Source organism: Nesterenkonia sp. PF2B19, from assembly GCF_001758425.2.
GTDB lineage: Bacteria > Actinomycetota > Actinomycetes > Actinomycetales > Micrococcaceae > Nesterenkonia > Nesterenkonia aethiopica.
In genome coordinates, this window is record NZ_MDSS02000024.1 from 37,479 (window position 1) to 51,472 (window position 13,994).

The window sequence follows — 13,994 nt, forward strand, 5'->3', positions numbered from 1 at the left end:
GGAGGGGTCTCGGAGCAGGGTGGTGGTCATGCAGACACTCATCACCGCCGACGAGCTCCACAGCCTGCTGGGCTCCGCCGAGCCGCCGCATGTGCTCGACGTCAGATGGAGGCTCGACCAGCCGGACGGCTCCGCCGACCACCGCGCCGGCCACATCCCTGGTGCGGTCTACGTGGACCTGGACCATGAGCTCAGCGACCATGGGCGTCCCGCCGTCGCAGGACGTCACCCGCTCCCGCGGCATGAGACGCTGCAGCAGGCCGCGCGACGGTGGGGGCTCCTGCCGGGACGCACCGTGGTGGTCCACGACGACCTGCGGAACCTCGCCGCGGCCCGCGCCTGGTGGCTGCTGCGCCGGGCCGGAGTCCGCGACGTCCGGGTGCTCGACGGGGCGTTGGAGGCCTGGCGACGGGCAGGACTGCCGCTGGAGGAAGGCGATGTGCGCCCGGAGCCGTCGACGATCCGGCTTCAGGACCCGCAGCGGGACGTCACCGACACGGCTGCCGCGGCGGCCGTCGATCTGGAGTCCGTGCGAGACCTCTCCTCCCGGCTGAGCCAGGGGCTCCCTGCCGACGCCGTGCTGCTGGACGTCCGCGCACCGGAGAGGTTCCGCGGAGAGCACGAGCCGATCGATCCGCGGGCCGGCCACATCCCCGGGGCGCGGAACCTCCCCACGGCCGGCAACGTCGACGCCGCCGGCCGGTTCCTGACGCCCCAGGCGCTGCGTGAGCGGCTGCTGGCGGCCGGCGCGGACGACCACCGGCCGGTGGTGAGCTACTGCGGCTCCGGCGTCAATGCAGCCCACGCCACCCTGGCGGCCCACCTGGCCGGCTTCGACGCCGTGCTGTACCCGGGCAGCTTCAGCCAGTGGTCTCAGCATGCCGAGCTGGAGGTCGCCGTCGGCGAATGAGACCCACCGCATGATCTGCGCCTCCTTCTCGAGGTTCGGCAGACTCCGCCGTCGGGACAGCGCGTGACGAGCGCACCGGGAGAGGCCGTGTCTGCGACCCTCGGCGCAGAGGAGGAGGCTGGGGGGCGGTGACAGAGTCCGCCGGGCTCAGCCTCGACGCTCGGAGGTCGGGTCGTCCCCGGCGCTGAGTCCGTCCCACAGGTCGAACTCATCGGGGTCCTCCTGCGGCGCCGCGCCTGCCTCGCGGGCTGTGGCGTATCGCCGCGAGGACCGATCCCGCCAGCGCGGCGAGAAGATCAGCAGCGCCAGCGCCGCCAGCGCCAGCAGCACAGCACCGGTCAGACCAGCCCACACCGCCGGACCGAGGACATACTCACCGGCGAGCTCCGTGGTGCCGGTGACCTCCCCCAGGGCGGGCAGCGAGGCCTCCCCGGGCGCAGCGATCACCCGGGCCACCGTCACGACGGCCGAGACGCCCGCGGCGAGCATCACGACGCCGATGATGAGTCGAGCGATGCGTCGGGCGATCGTCACAGCCACGGAGGAGGCCAGCCCGACCAGGGCCATGGCGGTCACCGTGTCTGAGACATCGGTGCCGGGGATCTCCACCTGGCCCGCCGCGGAGGTGTCCCCCAGCCCGACGGCGGTCACCCAAGTCTGTGTGGCCGAGGCCAGCAGCAGCACGCCTGCAGCCAGGCCCACCAGCACCACCGCGCGGCGGCTCATGGCTGCTCCTGGAGCCGATCGGCGGCCAGCACCGCACGCAGGGGCGCGGCGGCCTTGTTCACCGTCTCCTGACGTTCGGCGTCGTCGTCGCTGTCCGCGACGATGCCGCCGCCGGCCTGCACGTAGGCCCGGCCGTCCTTGAGCAGTGCGCTGCGGATCGCGATGGCCGCATCCATCCGCCCAGAGAGGTCAAAATAGCCGACCACTCCCCCGTAGACCCCTCGTCGAGCCGGCTCCCAGGCGTCGAGCAGCTGGAGGGCCCTGGGCTTCGGCGCTCCGGAGAGGGTGCCGGCCGGGAAAGTCGCCGCCAGGACGTCATAGGACGAGGCCTCCGGCGCCAGCTCTCCCTGCACATGCGAGGTCAGGTGCATCACATGGCTGAAGTGCTCCACCGCCATGAACCGCGTGACCTGCACCGAGCCCGGCACGCACACCTTGGCGAGATCGTTGCGGGCCAGGTCGACCAGCATGATGTGCTCGGCACGCTCCTTCTCATCAGCGAGCAGGTCATCGGCGAGCGCCTCGTCCTCCGCGGGGGTGTCACCTCGCGGACGTGTGCCGGCGATCGGATGTGTCACCACGGTGTCATCCTCCACGGTGACCAGCGCCTCCGGGGAAGCGCCCACCACCTGGTAGGGCTCCCCATCGGGAGTCTCGAAGTGCAGCAGGTACATGTAGGGGCTGGGGTTCAGCAGCCGGAGCATGCGGTAGACCGCCAGCGCGTCCACCTCCGTGGCGACCTGGAAGCGCCGGGAGACCACGATCTGGAAGACTTCGCCGTCGATGATCGCCTGCTTGGCCCTGCCCAACGTGGCCAGGTACTCGTCCTGGTCCCAGGCATGCTCGACGCGGTCCTCGAGATCTCGTTCGACCGTCTCCTGCCAGTCCGCCGGGGCCACCGCGACCCCGGGGAGGACCGGTTCGGCGAGCGCGGCACGCATCCGCTCCAGCCGGGCCACCGCATCGGCGTAGGCCCGCTCGACGCCGGAGTCGCGTCCGTCCTGGTTGAAGGCGTTCGCCACCAGGGTGACGGTGCCGTCCCGGTTATCGTGCACGACGAGGTCGCTCACGAGGTTCATGGCCATCTCGGGCACATGCAGGTCGTCAGCGGGCGGGTGCGGCAGCCGCTCCCAGTGACGCACGACCTCCCAGCCGATGTACCCGACCAGCCCGGAGGTCAGATGCGGCAGGGCCACCGTGCGTGCCCGGCCGTTGTCGCCGCCCAGGAAGTCGAGACTGGCCCGCAGCACCTCAGCAGTGGTGCCCTGCTGCGGGGTGCCGGCAGGAGGGTCTCCCAGCCAGACCGCCCGGCCGTCACACTCGGAGAGGGTGGCCTGCGAGCGCACGCCGATGAAGGAGTGCCGGGACCACGCAGCGCCGGGAGCGGCGGATTCCATGAGGAAGCTGCCGGGCCGCCCGTCAGCCAGCGTCCGGTAGATGCTCAGCGGCGTGTGGCCGTCGGCCAGCAGGCGCATGGTCACCGGGATGACCCGGTGGTCGCAGGCGAGCTCGGAGAACTCCTCCGCACTCGGGGACACCACTCCGAAGCGCCGATCAGACCTGGTCATCGCGACCTCCCTCCAGGGTGATCTCCCGCGAGGTGAAGCAGGTGCGGGTGCCGGTGTGGCAGGCCGGGCCCGTCTGGTCCACGGTCAGCAGGACGGTGTCCCCGTCGCAGTCGAGGGCCACACGGCGGACCTGCTGCACATGTCCGGAGGTCTCCCCCTTGCGCCAGAGCTGACCGCGGGACCGGGACCAGTAGGTCGCCCGGCCGGTGGACAGCGTCGCCGCGAGAGCCTCCTCATCCATCCAGGCCATCATCAGCACCTCGCCGCTGACGGCGTCCTGTGCGATGGCCGGGACGAGGCCGGCGTCGTCGAAGCTGACCTTCTGGCGGATCTCGGCGGGAAGCGGGGTCGTGGTCATGGGGAGGTCCTCGGCAGGTGGGCGGGCGGGAGGTGTGCTGGGGGCTGCGTCAGCGCACGGGATGGCCGGCGGCGCGGATGGCCTCCTTGACGCGGGCGATCATGTCCACCGGGCCGAAGTGGAACATGGAGGCGGCGAGCACCGCGTCGGCGCGGCATCGATGGCGGCCGGGAAGTGCTCGGGGCGGCCGGCGCCGCCGGAGGCGATGACCGGCACTGAGGTCACCTGGCGGACCGCACGGATCATCTCCACATCGAATCCGGCCTGGGTGCCGTCGGCGTCGATGGAGTTCAGCAGGATCTCCCCCACTCCGCGCGCGGAGGCCTCGCGGCACCAGGAGATCGCGTCGATGCCGGTGCCGCGGCGACCTCCATGGGTGGTGACCTCGAAGCCGGAAGCGATCTGCGGGTCATCGGTGCGGCGGGCGTCCAGGGACAGCACCAGGACCTGGGAGCCGAAGCGGTCGGTGATCTCGTCGATGACCTCCGGTCGGTTCACCGCGGCCGTATTGATGGAGGCCTTGTCCGCCCCGCTGCGCAGCAGTGTGGCCACATCCTCCTGGGTGCGCACCCCGCCGCCGACGGTCAGCGGGATGAAGACCTCCTCCGCGGTGCGGGTGACCACGTCATAGGTGGTCTCCCGGTCGGAGGACGAGGCGGTGACGTCCAGGAACGTCAGCTCGTCGGCGCCGGCGTCGTTGTACCGGTGCGCCAGCTCCACCGGATCTCCCGCATCGCGCAGATTCTCGAAGTTCACGCCTTTGACGACGCGGCCGGCGTCCACGTCGAGGCACGGGATGACTCTGACGGCCAGTGACATGTGGTGTGCCCTCCCTGCTCAGACCCGGCAGGCGTGGATGGAGGTGACCAGGATCGCCCGAGCGCCGAGCTCGTAGAGCTCGTCCATCAGCTGGTTGGTCTTCTTCGCCGGAACCATGGAGCGCACGGCCACCCAGTTCTCGTCGGCCAGCGGAGAGATGGTCGGCGACTCCAGTCCGGGGGTGATCGCGCTGGCGGCCTGAAGGTGCTCACGACGGATGTCGTAGTCCATCATCACGTACTGCCGAGCCACGAGCACGCCCTGCAGACGGCGGGTCACCCGGTCGGTCCCGGCGGGACGCTCCCCGTGGCGGGAGATCATGATCGCCTCAGAGCGCATGATCGCCTCCCCGAAGGTCTCCATGCCCGCGGCCTTGAGCGTGTTCCCGGTCTCCACGACGTCGGCGATCGCATCGGCCACTCCCAGACGCACCGCGGTCTCGACCGCGCCGTCGAGGTGGACGACCTCCACGTCGTCCAGCCCCTGGTCCTCGAGCCACCGACTGAGCAGACCGTCATAGCTGGTGGCGATCCGCTTGCCGGCCAGGTCTTCGGCCAAGCGGAACCGCCCAGCCGGTCCGGCCAGCCGGAACGTGGACCCGCCGAAGCCCAGTCCCATGATCTCCTCGGCGCCATGGTCCACCCGCGCGTCCTGGAAGAGGTCGCGTCCGGTGATCCCGACGTCGAGGGTCCCGGAGCCGACATAGACGGCGATGTCCCGGGGCCTGAGGTAGAAGAACTCGACGCCGTTCTCCTCGTCGACCATGACCAGCTCGCGCTTGTCACGGCGCTGGACGTATCCGGCCTCGGAGAGCATGGCCATGGCGGCCTCGGAGAGGGCGCCCTTGTTCGGTACAGCTACACGCAGCATGGAGGTGTCGTTCCCTGTTCGGATGTCGTTCGGGTGTGGTGCACGGAGCCGTCGGCCTGCGGCCGACCCTCAGAGATGTCGATAGACGTCTTCGAGGCTGAGCCCCTTGGCCAGCATCATCACCTGCAGGTGGTACAGCAGCTGGGAGATCTCCTCGGCGGCGGCCTCGTCGGTCTCATGCTCGCAGGCCATCCAGACCTCGGCGGCCTCCTCGACGATCTTCTTGCCGATGCTGTGGACGCCGGCGTCGAGGGCAGCCACCGTGCCGGACCCCTCGGGGCGGGCGACGGCCTTCTCGGCGAGTTCGGCGTAGAGCTGGTCGAAGTTCTTCACCGTCCCAGGGTATGCCTTTCCGTGGGTCGAGGACGATTTCCTGCGCGGATGCGTCACCTGGGACGTCATGACGTGAGCCGTGCCACCTCGACGGCGGCGGAGACGGCGGCATGCGCCGCCTCGAAGCCCTTGTCCTCCTTCGAGCCGTCCAGACCTGCGCGATCCAGGGCCTGCTGCTCGTCATCGCAGGTCAGCAGGCCGAAGCCGACCGGGACGCCGGAGTCCAGGGCCACCCGGCCCAGCCCGTCCGTGGCCGCCTGGCATACGTAGTCGAAGTGCGGGGTGCCGCCACGGATGACCACGCCGAGGGCGATGACGACGTCGTGGCGCGTCGCGGCGGCCGCGCTGAGAACCGGCAGCTCGAAGCTGCCCGGGGCGCGGACCAGGGTCACGTCATGGATGCCGATGCCGTCCAGGAAGCGACGGGCGCCGGCGATCAGGCCGTCCATGACCGGGGTGTGCCAGCGGGAGGCCACCACGGCCACACGGAGGGGCTTCTCGGCGGCCGCGGTGCGCAGCTGCTCCAGCTCGGTGGCGTCGATCTCAGGGGTTCCAGTGCTGCTCATCTCTCTCCTTGTTCGTCAAGCGGACGCGTGCGCTCCGCAGGCTCCTCATGGTCGGCCACCAGCTCCTCCGACGGCAGGTCATGCCCTGCGCCACGGGCCTCACGATCCTCCAGGCCCAAGTGGTCCAGCAGGTGGCGCATCCGGTCCCGCTTGGTGCGCAGGTACCGGCGGTTCTCGTCATGGACGACACCGTCGGCCGGCACCTGCTCGACGTCCAGTCCGGCCTTCTGCAGGGATTCGACCTTGTCCGGGTTGTTGGTCAGCAGCCTCAGGCGGGTGATGCCGCAGCTGTGCAGGATCGCCGCCGCGCCGGTGTAGTTCCGCAGCTCCGCGGCCAGGCCCAGCATCTCATTGGCCTCGACCGTGTCCGCGCCCTCCTCCTGGAGCTTGTAGGCACGCAGTTTGTTGGCCAGACCGATCCCCCGGCCTTCGTGGCCGCGCAGGTACAGCAGGTGGCCGCCGTCGCGCTGGATCGACTCCAGGGCGGAGGCCAGCTGGGTGCCGCAGTCGCAGCGGTGGGAGCCCAGCACATCACCGGTGACACACTCCGAGTGCATCCGGATCAGGGGGCGGTGCTCCTGGGCACCGGCCTCGGAGGCCGGGCGGGACCGGGCGGAGATCAGCAGGTGCTCATGACCGGTCGAGTGCTCGGTCCATACCTGGGCGGCGAAGATCCCATGGTCGGTGGGCAGGGTCACCACGGGGCCGGGGGTCACCAGGGCGCTGGACTCCTCCTCGGGGTGCTCCCAGGACGCCTGCACGGCGTCCATGACGGCCTCCGGACTGGGCTCGCCGCCGCGGTAGGCGATGAGGTCCGCGATGGAGATCAGCGCCAACCGGTGATCGTCGGCGAACTCGCGCAGCGCCGGCAGTCGCATCATGCGCCCGTCGTCGTGGACCAGCTCGGCGATGACCCCGACCTCCGGGTGCCCGGAGAGCCGGCAGAGATCGACGGCGGCTTCGGTGTGGCCGTCCCGACCCAGCACGCCGGCGTCGTCGGCGATGAGCGGGAACAGATGTCCGGGCCGCGTGAGGTCCTCGGGCCCTGAGGCGGCGTCGGCCAGCAGCGCCGCCGTGCGGGCGCGGTCGGCCGCGCTGATGCCGGTGGTGATGCCGGAGGCGGCGTCGCAGCTGATGGTGTAGGCGGTGCCCTTGGGGTCCTGGTTGTCGGTGACCATGGGAGGCAGGCGCAGATGGTCGGCCCGCTCCCGGCTCATCGGCACGCAGATCACCCCGGAGGAGTGCCGCACCGTGAAGGCCATGAGCTCCTCGGTGGCCGCCGCCGCGGGGAAGATGAGGTCGCCTTCATTCTCCCGGTCGGCATCGTCGACGACGACGACGGGGCGGCCCTTCGCCAGCTGGTTCAGGGCGACCTCCACAGGGTCGAGCACCGGCGCGGGAGTGTCGGGACGGCGTACTGCCGGCCGTGACGGCCGCACCGGGTGCGGAGGCCGCCGGCGCGGGCTCCACGAGCGCGGGCCCCTCCGCGCCGCGCTCGAGTGCGCTGCTGCCCGCTCGGCGTCGAGGTCGAGCATCCTGCGGGTGTACTTGGCCAGCACGTCCACCTCGAGGTTGACCTGGCCGCCGTCTGCGAGTCCGCCGAGCGTCGTCTCGGCGAGCGTGGTGGGGATCAGGCCCACCTCGAACCATGCCTCGAGCGCACCGGGTGCGGAGACCGCGGTGACGGTCAGCGAGACGCCGTCGACGGCGATGGAGCCCTTCTCCGCCAGGAAGGGCGCCAGATCCCGCGGCACGGCGAAGCGGTGGCGCCCGTCGTGGAGGTCACGCTCCACCAGGGTGCCCATCCCGTCGACATGGCCCTGGACGACGTGACCGTCGAGCCGGGCTCCCGAGGGGAGGCACCGTTCGAGGTTGACGGCGTCGCCGACGCCGAGCTGTCCCATCGTGGTGCGTTTGAGCGTCTCGGTGATGAGGTCCACGGTGACGTTCTCATCGTCGATGGCCGTGGCGCTCACGCACACGCCGTTGACGGCGATCGAGCCTCCCAGGGCCAGTCCCTCGACGTGTCCCGGCGCCTCGAAGGTCAGCCGTTCCACCCCGCGGGCCGGGTCGGGGTGCCGTTCGAGCACCCGGCCGACGCCTGTCACGATTCCGGTGAACATGGGTCTGTGCAGCTCCTGTCTTCTCCGGCGCCGGCCAGGTCGGCCGCCGCGTCCGATGCGTGATGGGTGGGCGCGGATGCGCCGCGCGGCCCGATGCTGAGCGGGTCCGTGCTCTGCTCCGGCCAGGTCAGAGCGCCCTCTGCCGGCTGGAGATGGACGCAGACGTCGTCGTCGAGGATCCGGACTGCTCCGCCCTCCGCCTGATCGCGGGTGTAGCGCCTCGCCTCGGCCAGCGTGGTGACGCCGATGTCCCCCACGCTGGACGCCCCGGCGCCGAGGATCAGCGGCGCCTGGTACGCGAAGATCTCGTCGACCAGATCCTGGGCGAAGAACGCGGCGAGCACCCGGGAGCCGCCTTCGACCAGCACATGACGGACCGGATGCCCGTCATGCTCGATCGCCCCCAGCCGCTGCAGCGCCTCGAGGGGGTCGTGGGTGCGCAGCTGCACCCAGCCGTCTCCCTCGGGCCGCCCCTGTCGCAGCCGGGCACGTTCCGCCAGCGGTCGCCGCCCCATCACGCAGCGCAGCGGCTGCCGGTCGGCCAGGGTCCCGTCCGGCAGGCGGGCGGTGAGCCGGGGATCGTCCACCTCGGCGGTGTTGCTGCCCACCAGGATCGCGTCGATGCGACGCCGGATGCGGTGCGTGTGCAGCCGGGAGGCCGATGAGGTGATCCATTGACTGGTGCCGTCAGCGGCGGCGATGCGCCCGTCGAGGCTCTGGGCGAGGTGCACGGTGACGAAGGGCCGACCCTCCCGGCGCGCCCGGGCCCAGCGGTTGTTGACCGCGAGCGCAGGGCCGGAGAGCACGCCGGAGACCACCTCGACGCCAGCTGCGCGAAGCACCGCCGCTCCTCCGGAGGCGTCAGGCGTCGGGTCGTCGGCCCCATAGACGACACGTCCCACGCCGGCCTCGAGGATCGCCTCGGTGCACGGGGGCTGACGGCCGTGGTGGCGGCAGGGCTCCAGCGTGCAGTAGAGCGTGGCCCCGTGGAGATCCACGGCTCCGTGGTCACCGCCCGCCGCGACCTGACGCAGCGCGTCACGCTCGGCATGGAGGTGTCCGGCCCCCCGGTGGTGTCCCACTGCCAGGACCTCTCCCTCCGGGGAGACCAGCACCGCGCCGACCAGGGGGTTCGCGCCGCGCGGCCCACGGTGCGCGGCCTCGATCGCGAGCCGCATGGTCTGCTCATGCGCACCGGCGGGATCCGGTGGGCAGACGACGTCGACCGGTTCATCCATCGAGGGACACCTCCCGAGGCCGTGATCGGGACGCCCCCGGGGCGCCGGGGGTCTCCCCGGTATCTGCGGCGACGTCGTGGCGGACGCCAGTCGTCGCGACGTCTGCGGTCTGACATCGCTGGACTCGGCTCCAGACGATGAATCCGATCAGCGTGAACACGCCGTAGACGGCGTACATTCCGGCGGAGGCGTAGTAGCCGGCCGACCACAGCAGCGGCACTCCGACGACGTCGACTGCGATCCACAGCAGCCAGAACTCGACCCAGCGGCGGGCCATGCCGTAGGTGGCCAGCAGCGATCCCACGAAGGTCCACGCATCGGCCCACACCGGCTCATAGGAGCCGAGGGCACGCAGCACGGGCGTCAGCGCGGCGGTGCCGAGCACCAGGGCCAGGATCAGGGCGAGCCGGGCACGCGGGGGCGCCCAGCGGGGGCGACGGCGGCGACTCCGCCGCCGGACTGCTGCGCCCGACGCGCCGACCTCCACTGGTGCCAGCCGTAGACCGAGACGATGAGGAACATGACCTGCCGCCCAGCCTGCCCAAGCAGCGCGGGGTCATCGCTGAGACCCAAGAAGGATCCCAGGAAGACGGTCAGCAGAAGCAGGTTGCCGGCGATGCCCACCGGCCAGGCCCAGACACGGCGCAGCATGCCGCCGAGGGCGCAGGCCAGGCCGAAGACATTGCCGAGGACCTCACGGAGCAGCAGAGGACTGCCGAAGACCAGGACTTCGGCCTCGAGAAGCCAGCGCAGGGCGTCCATTCAGCAGCTCGTCCTTCCCAGACCCGACGGTGGAGTCGGCTCCGGGGATGACGATGCCTGCGCGGCGGCCGGAAAGACGTCGAGGGTGCGCCAGAGGCACCGCCGTCGACCGGCCTTCGTGCTTCTCCCATCCAGACTGTGACTGTCGGTACCGGAGTTCCACCGGTTCAACCGAGGCCGCCGAGGCGGCTCGGGTCGCGGACTTTCACCGCCGGTTCGGACTTTCACCGACCCCGGAGCACGAAGTGTGTCGGGGACAAGTCTGCCACACCGACGACGAAGGCCCGGAATCCACGAGGGATTACGGGCCTTCTGCTGAGCGGATGACGAGATTCGAACTCGCGACCCTCACCATGGCAAGGTGATGCTCTAGCCAGCTGAGCTACATCCGCACGAGTGATCAGTATAGACCACTCAGTGCGCGATACTGGGATCGAACCAGTGACCTCTTCCGTGTCAGGGAAGCGCGCTACCGCTGCGCCAATCGCGCCTATTCAACTGTTCGGACCGCAGGCGGCCCGAGCGAGGTGGGGACGGGAATCGAACCCGCGTATACGGCTTTGCAGGCCGCTGCCTCGCCACTCGGCCACCCCACCGTCCCCGTCTCCGGGATTCGGGATCGACTCCTTCGAGCCCATCGAGCGGATGACGAGATTCGAACTCGCGACCCTCACCATGGCAAGGTGATGCTCTAGCCAGCTGAGCTACATCCGCACATCGGCTTCTCCGCGGCTTTCCGGAAGGCCTTTCGACCGTCCGTGCTGTCCGCTTTCCGACGACATGAAACTCTAGCTCAGCCCTCGGCCCCTCGTCCAATCGAGCCCCTGTGACCACCCTCACATACTCGCCTGTGACCTGGCGGATCCCTGTCATTCCGGGGGTTCCGGGCTTCACCGGTGAGCCGCATCGCGCTCCGAGGCGACGCGCGGGCAGCGCCGGACACGCGTCCGGGCCTCCCTGCGGACCCGAGACGCCTGCGTGGCAGACTGGACCCGATGACACAGCCCACTCTCGCCCACGCCACCGAGTTCGGTCGGATGTACTCCCGCTCGCTCACCTCCGCGCCCGAGGTCCCCTCCATCACCACGGTGATCGGCCAGGAGCACAAGGACCTCACCGGATGGGCAGGCCACCTGGCCACCCAGGAACTGATCCAGGACGATCGCCTCGCCGCCGCCGTCGGCTCCGCCTCCCAGCTGAAGACCCTGGCCCGTCACGCTGCCTCGGCCGCCGAGCGGTTCCGCGACGCGGCGGCGCAACGCGGTGATCGCGTCCACCACTACGCGGAGCAGGTCGCGCTGCGTGCTCTGGGCACCGACCACGAGGTCGACACCGCGCGGGCGACGCTGGTCCAGCATGGCGAGACCGCCTTCGCCGACCGCTTCGACGAATGGTGGGACCTCTACGGGGTGCGCCCCCTGGCCGCGGAGGTCACGGTCTGGAACCACACGATCGGCTACGCCGGAACCCTGGACCTGATCGCCGAGATCGCCGGGCGGACCTGCGTGATCGACTTCAAGACCAAGGGCCTCGACCGCAGGGGCCGCGCCAAGCCGCTGAGCGAATCCGTCGTCATGCAGCTGGTGGCCGGCATGCAGGCCGAGGAGCGGCTGGTCGACGCGCAGGCCGGCATCTGGGAGCCCTGGCCCCACGGACAGGACTGCCTTCTGATGGCGGTGGCCGTCTCGGAGACGGAGGTCGTCCCCGTCCAGGCGACCCCCGCGGCGCTGAAGGCGCACTGGCACAAGTTCTGGGCGCTGCGGCAGGTCTGGGAGCACGGACGCCGGACTGCTGAGGCCGGGCCCTCGCTGCGCCCGCTCGCACCCCCGCCCGCAGCGGCGTCGGCAGGTGCGACGACGTCGACGGCGAAAGCCCCCGGAGGCGACGGGGTGCCGCCTGTCACACCGGCGGCCTGACCACGCCGAGCGTCGAGCGACCAGCACCGTGCGGCAGTAGGATCGAGGACATGGCAGTTCTCCCGCTCCGCACCCTCGGCGATCCCGTCCTGCGCACCCCGGCTCAGGAGGTCCCCGCGCTGGATGCACGCATCGTCCAGCTCGTCGAGGACATGTACCAGACGATGGACGCCGCCGGCGGCATCGGGCTGGCCGCCCCGCAGATCGGAGTCGGGCTGAGGATCTTCACCTTCGACGCCGCCGGCTCCCGCGGCGCCGTCATCAACCCGGAGCTCTCCCTGACCGGTCCGATCGGTCCCACCCCCCGCGAGCCGAGCCGACCGGCGGAGGGCGAGAACCTGCTGCGCGAAGGGTGCCTGTCGGTCGACGGCGTCTACTCCCCCGTCGACCGGTCGCAGACCGTCGTCCTCACCGGGACGCGCCCGAGGGCGCCGCAGTGCACGTCGAGGCCGCCGGACTCCTCGCGGCCTGCTTCCAGCACGAGGTCGACCATCTCGACGGCCGCCTGTTCATCGACAGGCTCACCGGAGAGGACCGCCGGCACGCCATGCGCGCACTGCGTGAGCCCTCCGCGGGCGGGAAGGGGCCACAGCGCCGAGCCGCCGGGGCCGGGCCGGAGTCCCGCCCCGACGCAGGCTCCGGAAGCAGCTTCTTCGCCGGACCCCGCACCTGAGGCGAGAGGACATCATGACCCCCGCACCGAGACCACGGATCCTGTCCGAGGACGACCTCCACGAGGCCCATGGCGCCGTGGACCCCGCCGACCTGCGCGCCGGAGCCCGTCAGGGCCGCATCATCTTCGCCGGCACCCCACCCATCGCTGCCGACTGTCTGCGCTCCCTGCTGGACGACGGCGTCCAGGTGGCGGGCGTGCTGACCCGCCCCGACGCCCCCGTGGGACGCCGCCGCCGGCTGACCCCCTCCCCTGTCGCGCAGGCCGCCGAAGACGCCGACATCCCCGTGGTCAAGGCTGACCGAGTCGACGCGGCGACCCTGGAGGAGCTGACCGCCCTCGACGCCGAACTGGGGGTGGTCGTGGCCTACGGGGCCCTTCTGCCCGCCCCCGCGCTCGAGGCCCTCCCGCGCGGCTGGGTGAACCTGCATTACTCTGCGCTGCCGCGTCACCGCGGAGCCGCACCCGTACAGCATGCGATCCTCGCCGGGGACGCCACCGCTGCGGCCACGGTCTTCCAGCTGGAGACCGGCATGGACACCGGTCCGATCCATGCCATGTGCGAAGTCCCTCTCTCGCCCGAGCACAGCGCCGGCGTCGTCCTGCAGGACCTCACACGCCTCGGCGGCGCTCTGCTGACCACGCTGCTGCCCGAACTCCTCACCGGAGCCTCCGTGCCGGTCCCGCAGGAGGGCGCCCCGAGCCATGCCCGCAAGCTCACCCGGGAGGACGCCTACGTGGATCCTCACCAGGAGGCTGAGGCCGTGGTCCGACGCATCAACGCGACGATCCCGGAGCCGGGGGCCTGGACCCTCCACGACGACCAGCGGCTCAAGCTGGGCACCGCGAGGGTGTACGAGGCGGAGCTGCCGGAGCCGCTGGCTCGGTCCCGACCCGGCGAGGTCTCGCTCGCCCCGGCGGATCGCACGCCCCAGCACCCCGAGGTCGAGCTCCGCGCCGTCGACGGGGGCGTGGTGCTCAGCGCGGTCCAGCCTGCGGGCAAGCGGATGATCGCCGCCGCGGACTGGCTCCGCGGGCTGTCGTGGCCGCGTGACGCTGGGGGCTGCCGCCCCCACCCGCGACGGCCCCACCACCAGCACACGCCCCACCGACACGTCCCGGGAGGACCGAT

Annotated in this window: 12 protein-coding genes, 4 tRNA genes, 3 pseudogenes and 1 riboswitch; of the genes and pseudogenes, 5 read left to right on the plus strand and 14 right to left on the minus strand. The window is 71.2% G+C overall.

What is annotated here, in order from left to right; genetic code table 11:
- Window positions 1-28: 28 nt before the first annotated feature.
- A complete protein-coding gene (locus BCY76_RS08900) occupies window positions 29-910 on the plus strand; it encodes a sulfurtransferase (protein WP_083277761.1) in 882 nt (293 codons plus the stop codon).
- Window positions 911-1,057: 147 nt separating this feature from the next.
- On the opposite strand, the gene BCY76_RS08905 is transcribed toward BCY76_RS08900, so the two are convergent.
- The 14 genes and pseudogenes from BCY76_RS08905 to BCY76_RS08970 form a co-directional block, all read right to left on the minus strand.
- Window positions 1,058-1,636 carry a Trp biosynthesis-associated membrane protein gene (locus tag BCY76_RS08905; RefSeq protein WP_070162212.1) on the minus strand — a complete coding sequence of 193 codons (579 nt, stop codon included), beginning with the start codon at window positions 1,634-1,636 and terminating at the stop codon, window positions 1,058-1,060.
- Window positions 1,633-3,204, minus strand: coding sequence for an anthranilate synthase component I (locus tag BCY76_RS08910; RefSeq protein ID WP_070162211.1), 1,572 nt, complete (start codon window positions 3,202-3,204; stop codon window positions 1,633-1,635). Before BCY76_RS08910 ends, BCY76_RS08905 begins: the two co-directional genes overlap by 4 nt.
- On the minus strand, window positions 3,191-3,562 hold the full coding sequence (gene hisI / locus BCY76_RS08915; RefSeq protein ID WP_070162209.1) for a phosphoribosyl-AMP cyclohydrolase: 372 nt from the start codon (window positions 3,560-3,562) through the stop codon (window positions 3,191-3,193). The genes BCY76_RS08910 and hisI overlap by 14 nt, the downstream gene beginning before the upstream one ends.
- 49 nt (window positions 3,563-3,611) lie before the next feature.
- Window positions 3,612-4,381, minus strand: a pseudogene (gene hisF / locus BCY76_RS08920) (imidazole glycerol phosphate synthase subunit HisF).
- An 18-nt stretch (window positions 4,382-4,399) separates the two neighbouring features.
- Window positions 4,400-5,251, minus strand: coding sequence for an ATP phosphoribosyltransferase (gene hisG / locus BCY76_RS08925; RefSeq protein WP_070162204.1), 852 nt, complete (start codon window positions 5,249-5,251; stop codon window positions 4,400-4,402).
- Window positions 5,252-5,320: 69 nt separating this feature from the next.
- Complete coding sequence (locus BCY76_RS08930) at window positions 5,321-5,584, minus strand: phosphoribosyl-ATP diphosphatase (protein ID WP_070162201.1); 264 nt, start codon at window positions 5,582-5,584, stop codon at window positions 5,321-5,323.
- Between the two features lie 65 nt (window positions 5,585-5,649).
- Window positions 5,650-6,150 carry a 6,7-dimethyl-8-ribityllumazine synthase gene (ribH, locus tag BCY76_RS08935; protein ID WP_070162199.1) on the minus strand — a complete coding sequence of 167 codons (501 nt, stop codon included), beginning with the start codon at window positions 6,148-6,150 and terminating at the stop codon, window positions 5,650-5,652.
- Window positions 6,147-8,273: a 3,4-dihydroxy-2-butanone-4-phosphate synthase gene (gene ribB, locus BCY76_RS08940; RefSeq protein WP_085437543.1), complete on the minus strand. Its 2,127-nt coding sequence runs from the start codon at window positions 8,271-8,273 to the stop codon at window positions 6,147-6,149. Before ribB ends, ribH begins: the two co-directional genes overlap by 4 nt.
- Window positions 8,255-9,511, minus strand: coding sequence for a bifunctional diaminohydroxyphosphoribosylaminopyrimidine deaminase/5-amino-6-(5-phosphoribosylamino)uracil reductase RibD (gene ribD / locus BCY76_RS08945; RefSeq protein WP_237090060.1), 1,257 nt, complete (start codon window positions 9,509-9,511; stop codon window positions 8,255-8,257). The genes ribB and ribD overlap by 19 nt, the downstream gene beginning before the upstream one ends.
- Window positions 9,504-10,273, minus strand: a pseudogene (pnuC, locus tag BCY76_RS08950) (nicotinamide riboside transporter PnuC). Before pnuC ends, ribD begins: the two are co-directional and overlap by 8 nt.
- Window positions 10,274-10,387: 114 nt before the next feature.
- A riboswitch (FMN riboswitch) is annotated at window positions 10,388-10,519 on the minus strand.
- Window positions 10,520-10,591: 72 nt separating this feature from the next.
- Window positions 10,592-10,665 (minus strand) — tRNA-Gly (locus BCY76_RS08955).
- 26 nt (window positions 10,666-10,691) lie between these two features.
- Window positions 10,692-10,763 (minus strand) — tRNA-Val (locus tag BCY76_RS08960).
- 35 nt (window positions 10,764-10,798) lie between these two features.
- A tRNA-Cys gene (locus BCY76_RS08965) sits at window positions 10,799-10,869 on the minus strand.
- 44 nt (window positions 10,870-10,913) lie between these two features.
- Window positions 10,914-10,987 (minus strand) — tRNA-Gly (locus BCY76_RS08970).
- Window positions 10,988-11,268: 281 nt separating this feature from the next.
- On the opposite strand from BCY76_RS08970, the gene BCY76_RS08975 reads away from it, so the two are divergent.
- The 4 genes and pseudogenes from BCY76_RS08975 to fmt all read left to right on the plus strand — a co-directional run.
- Complete coding sequence (locus BCY76_RS08975; RefSeq protein ID WP_070162193.1) at window positions 11,269-12,189, plus strand: cytochrome; 921 nt, start codon at window positions 11,269-11,271, stop codon at window positions 12,187-12,189.
- A gap of 50 nt (window positions 12,190-12,239) precedes the next feature.
- A pseudogene (locus BCY76_RS20705) lies at window positions 12,240-12,548 on the plus strand (peptide deformylase); the annotation flags it as partial.
- A gap of 77 nt (window positions 12,549-12,625) precedes the next feature.
- Window positions 12,626-12,862, plus strand: coding sequence for a peptide deformylase (locus BCY76_RS19905; RefSeq protein WP_201791104.1), 237 nt, complete (start codon window positions 12,626-12,628; stop codon window positions 12,860-12,862).
- Window positions 12,863-12,876: 14 nt separating this feature from the next.
- Window positions 12,877-13,994, plus strand: a 1,118-nt coding sequence (fmt, locus tag BCY76_RS08985) for a methionyl-tRNA formyltransferase (RefSeq protein WP_085437544.1), incomplete at its 3' end; no start/stop codon positions are given.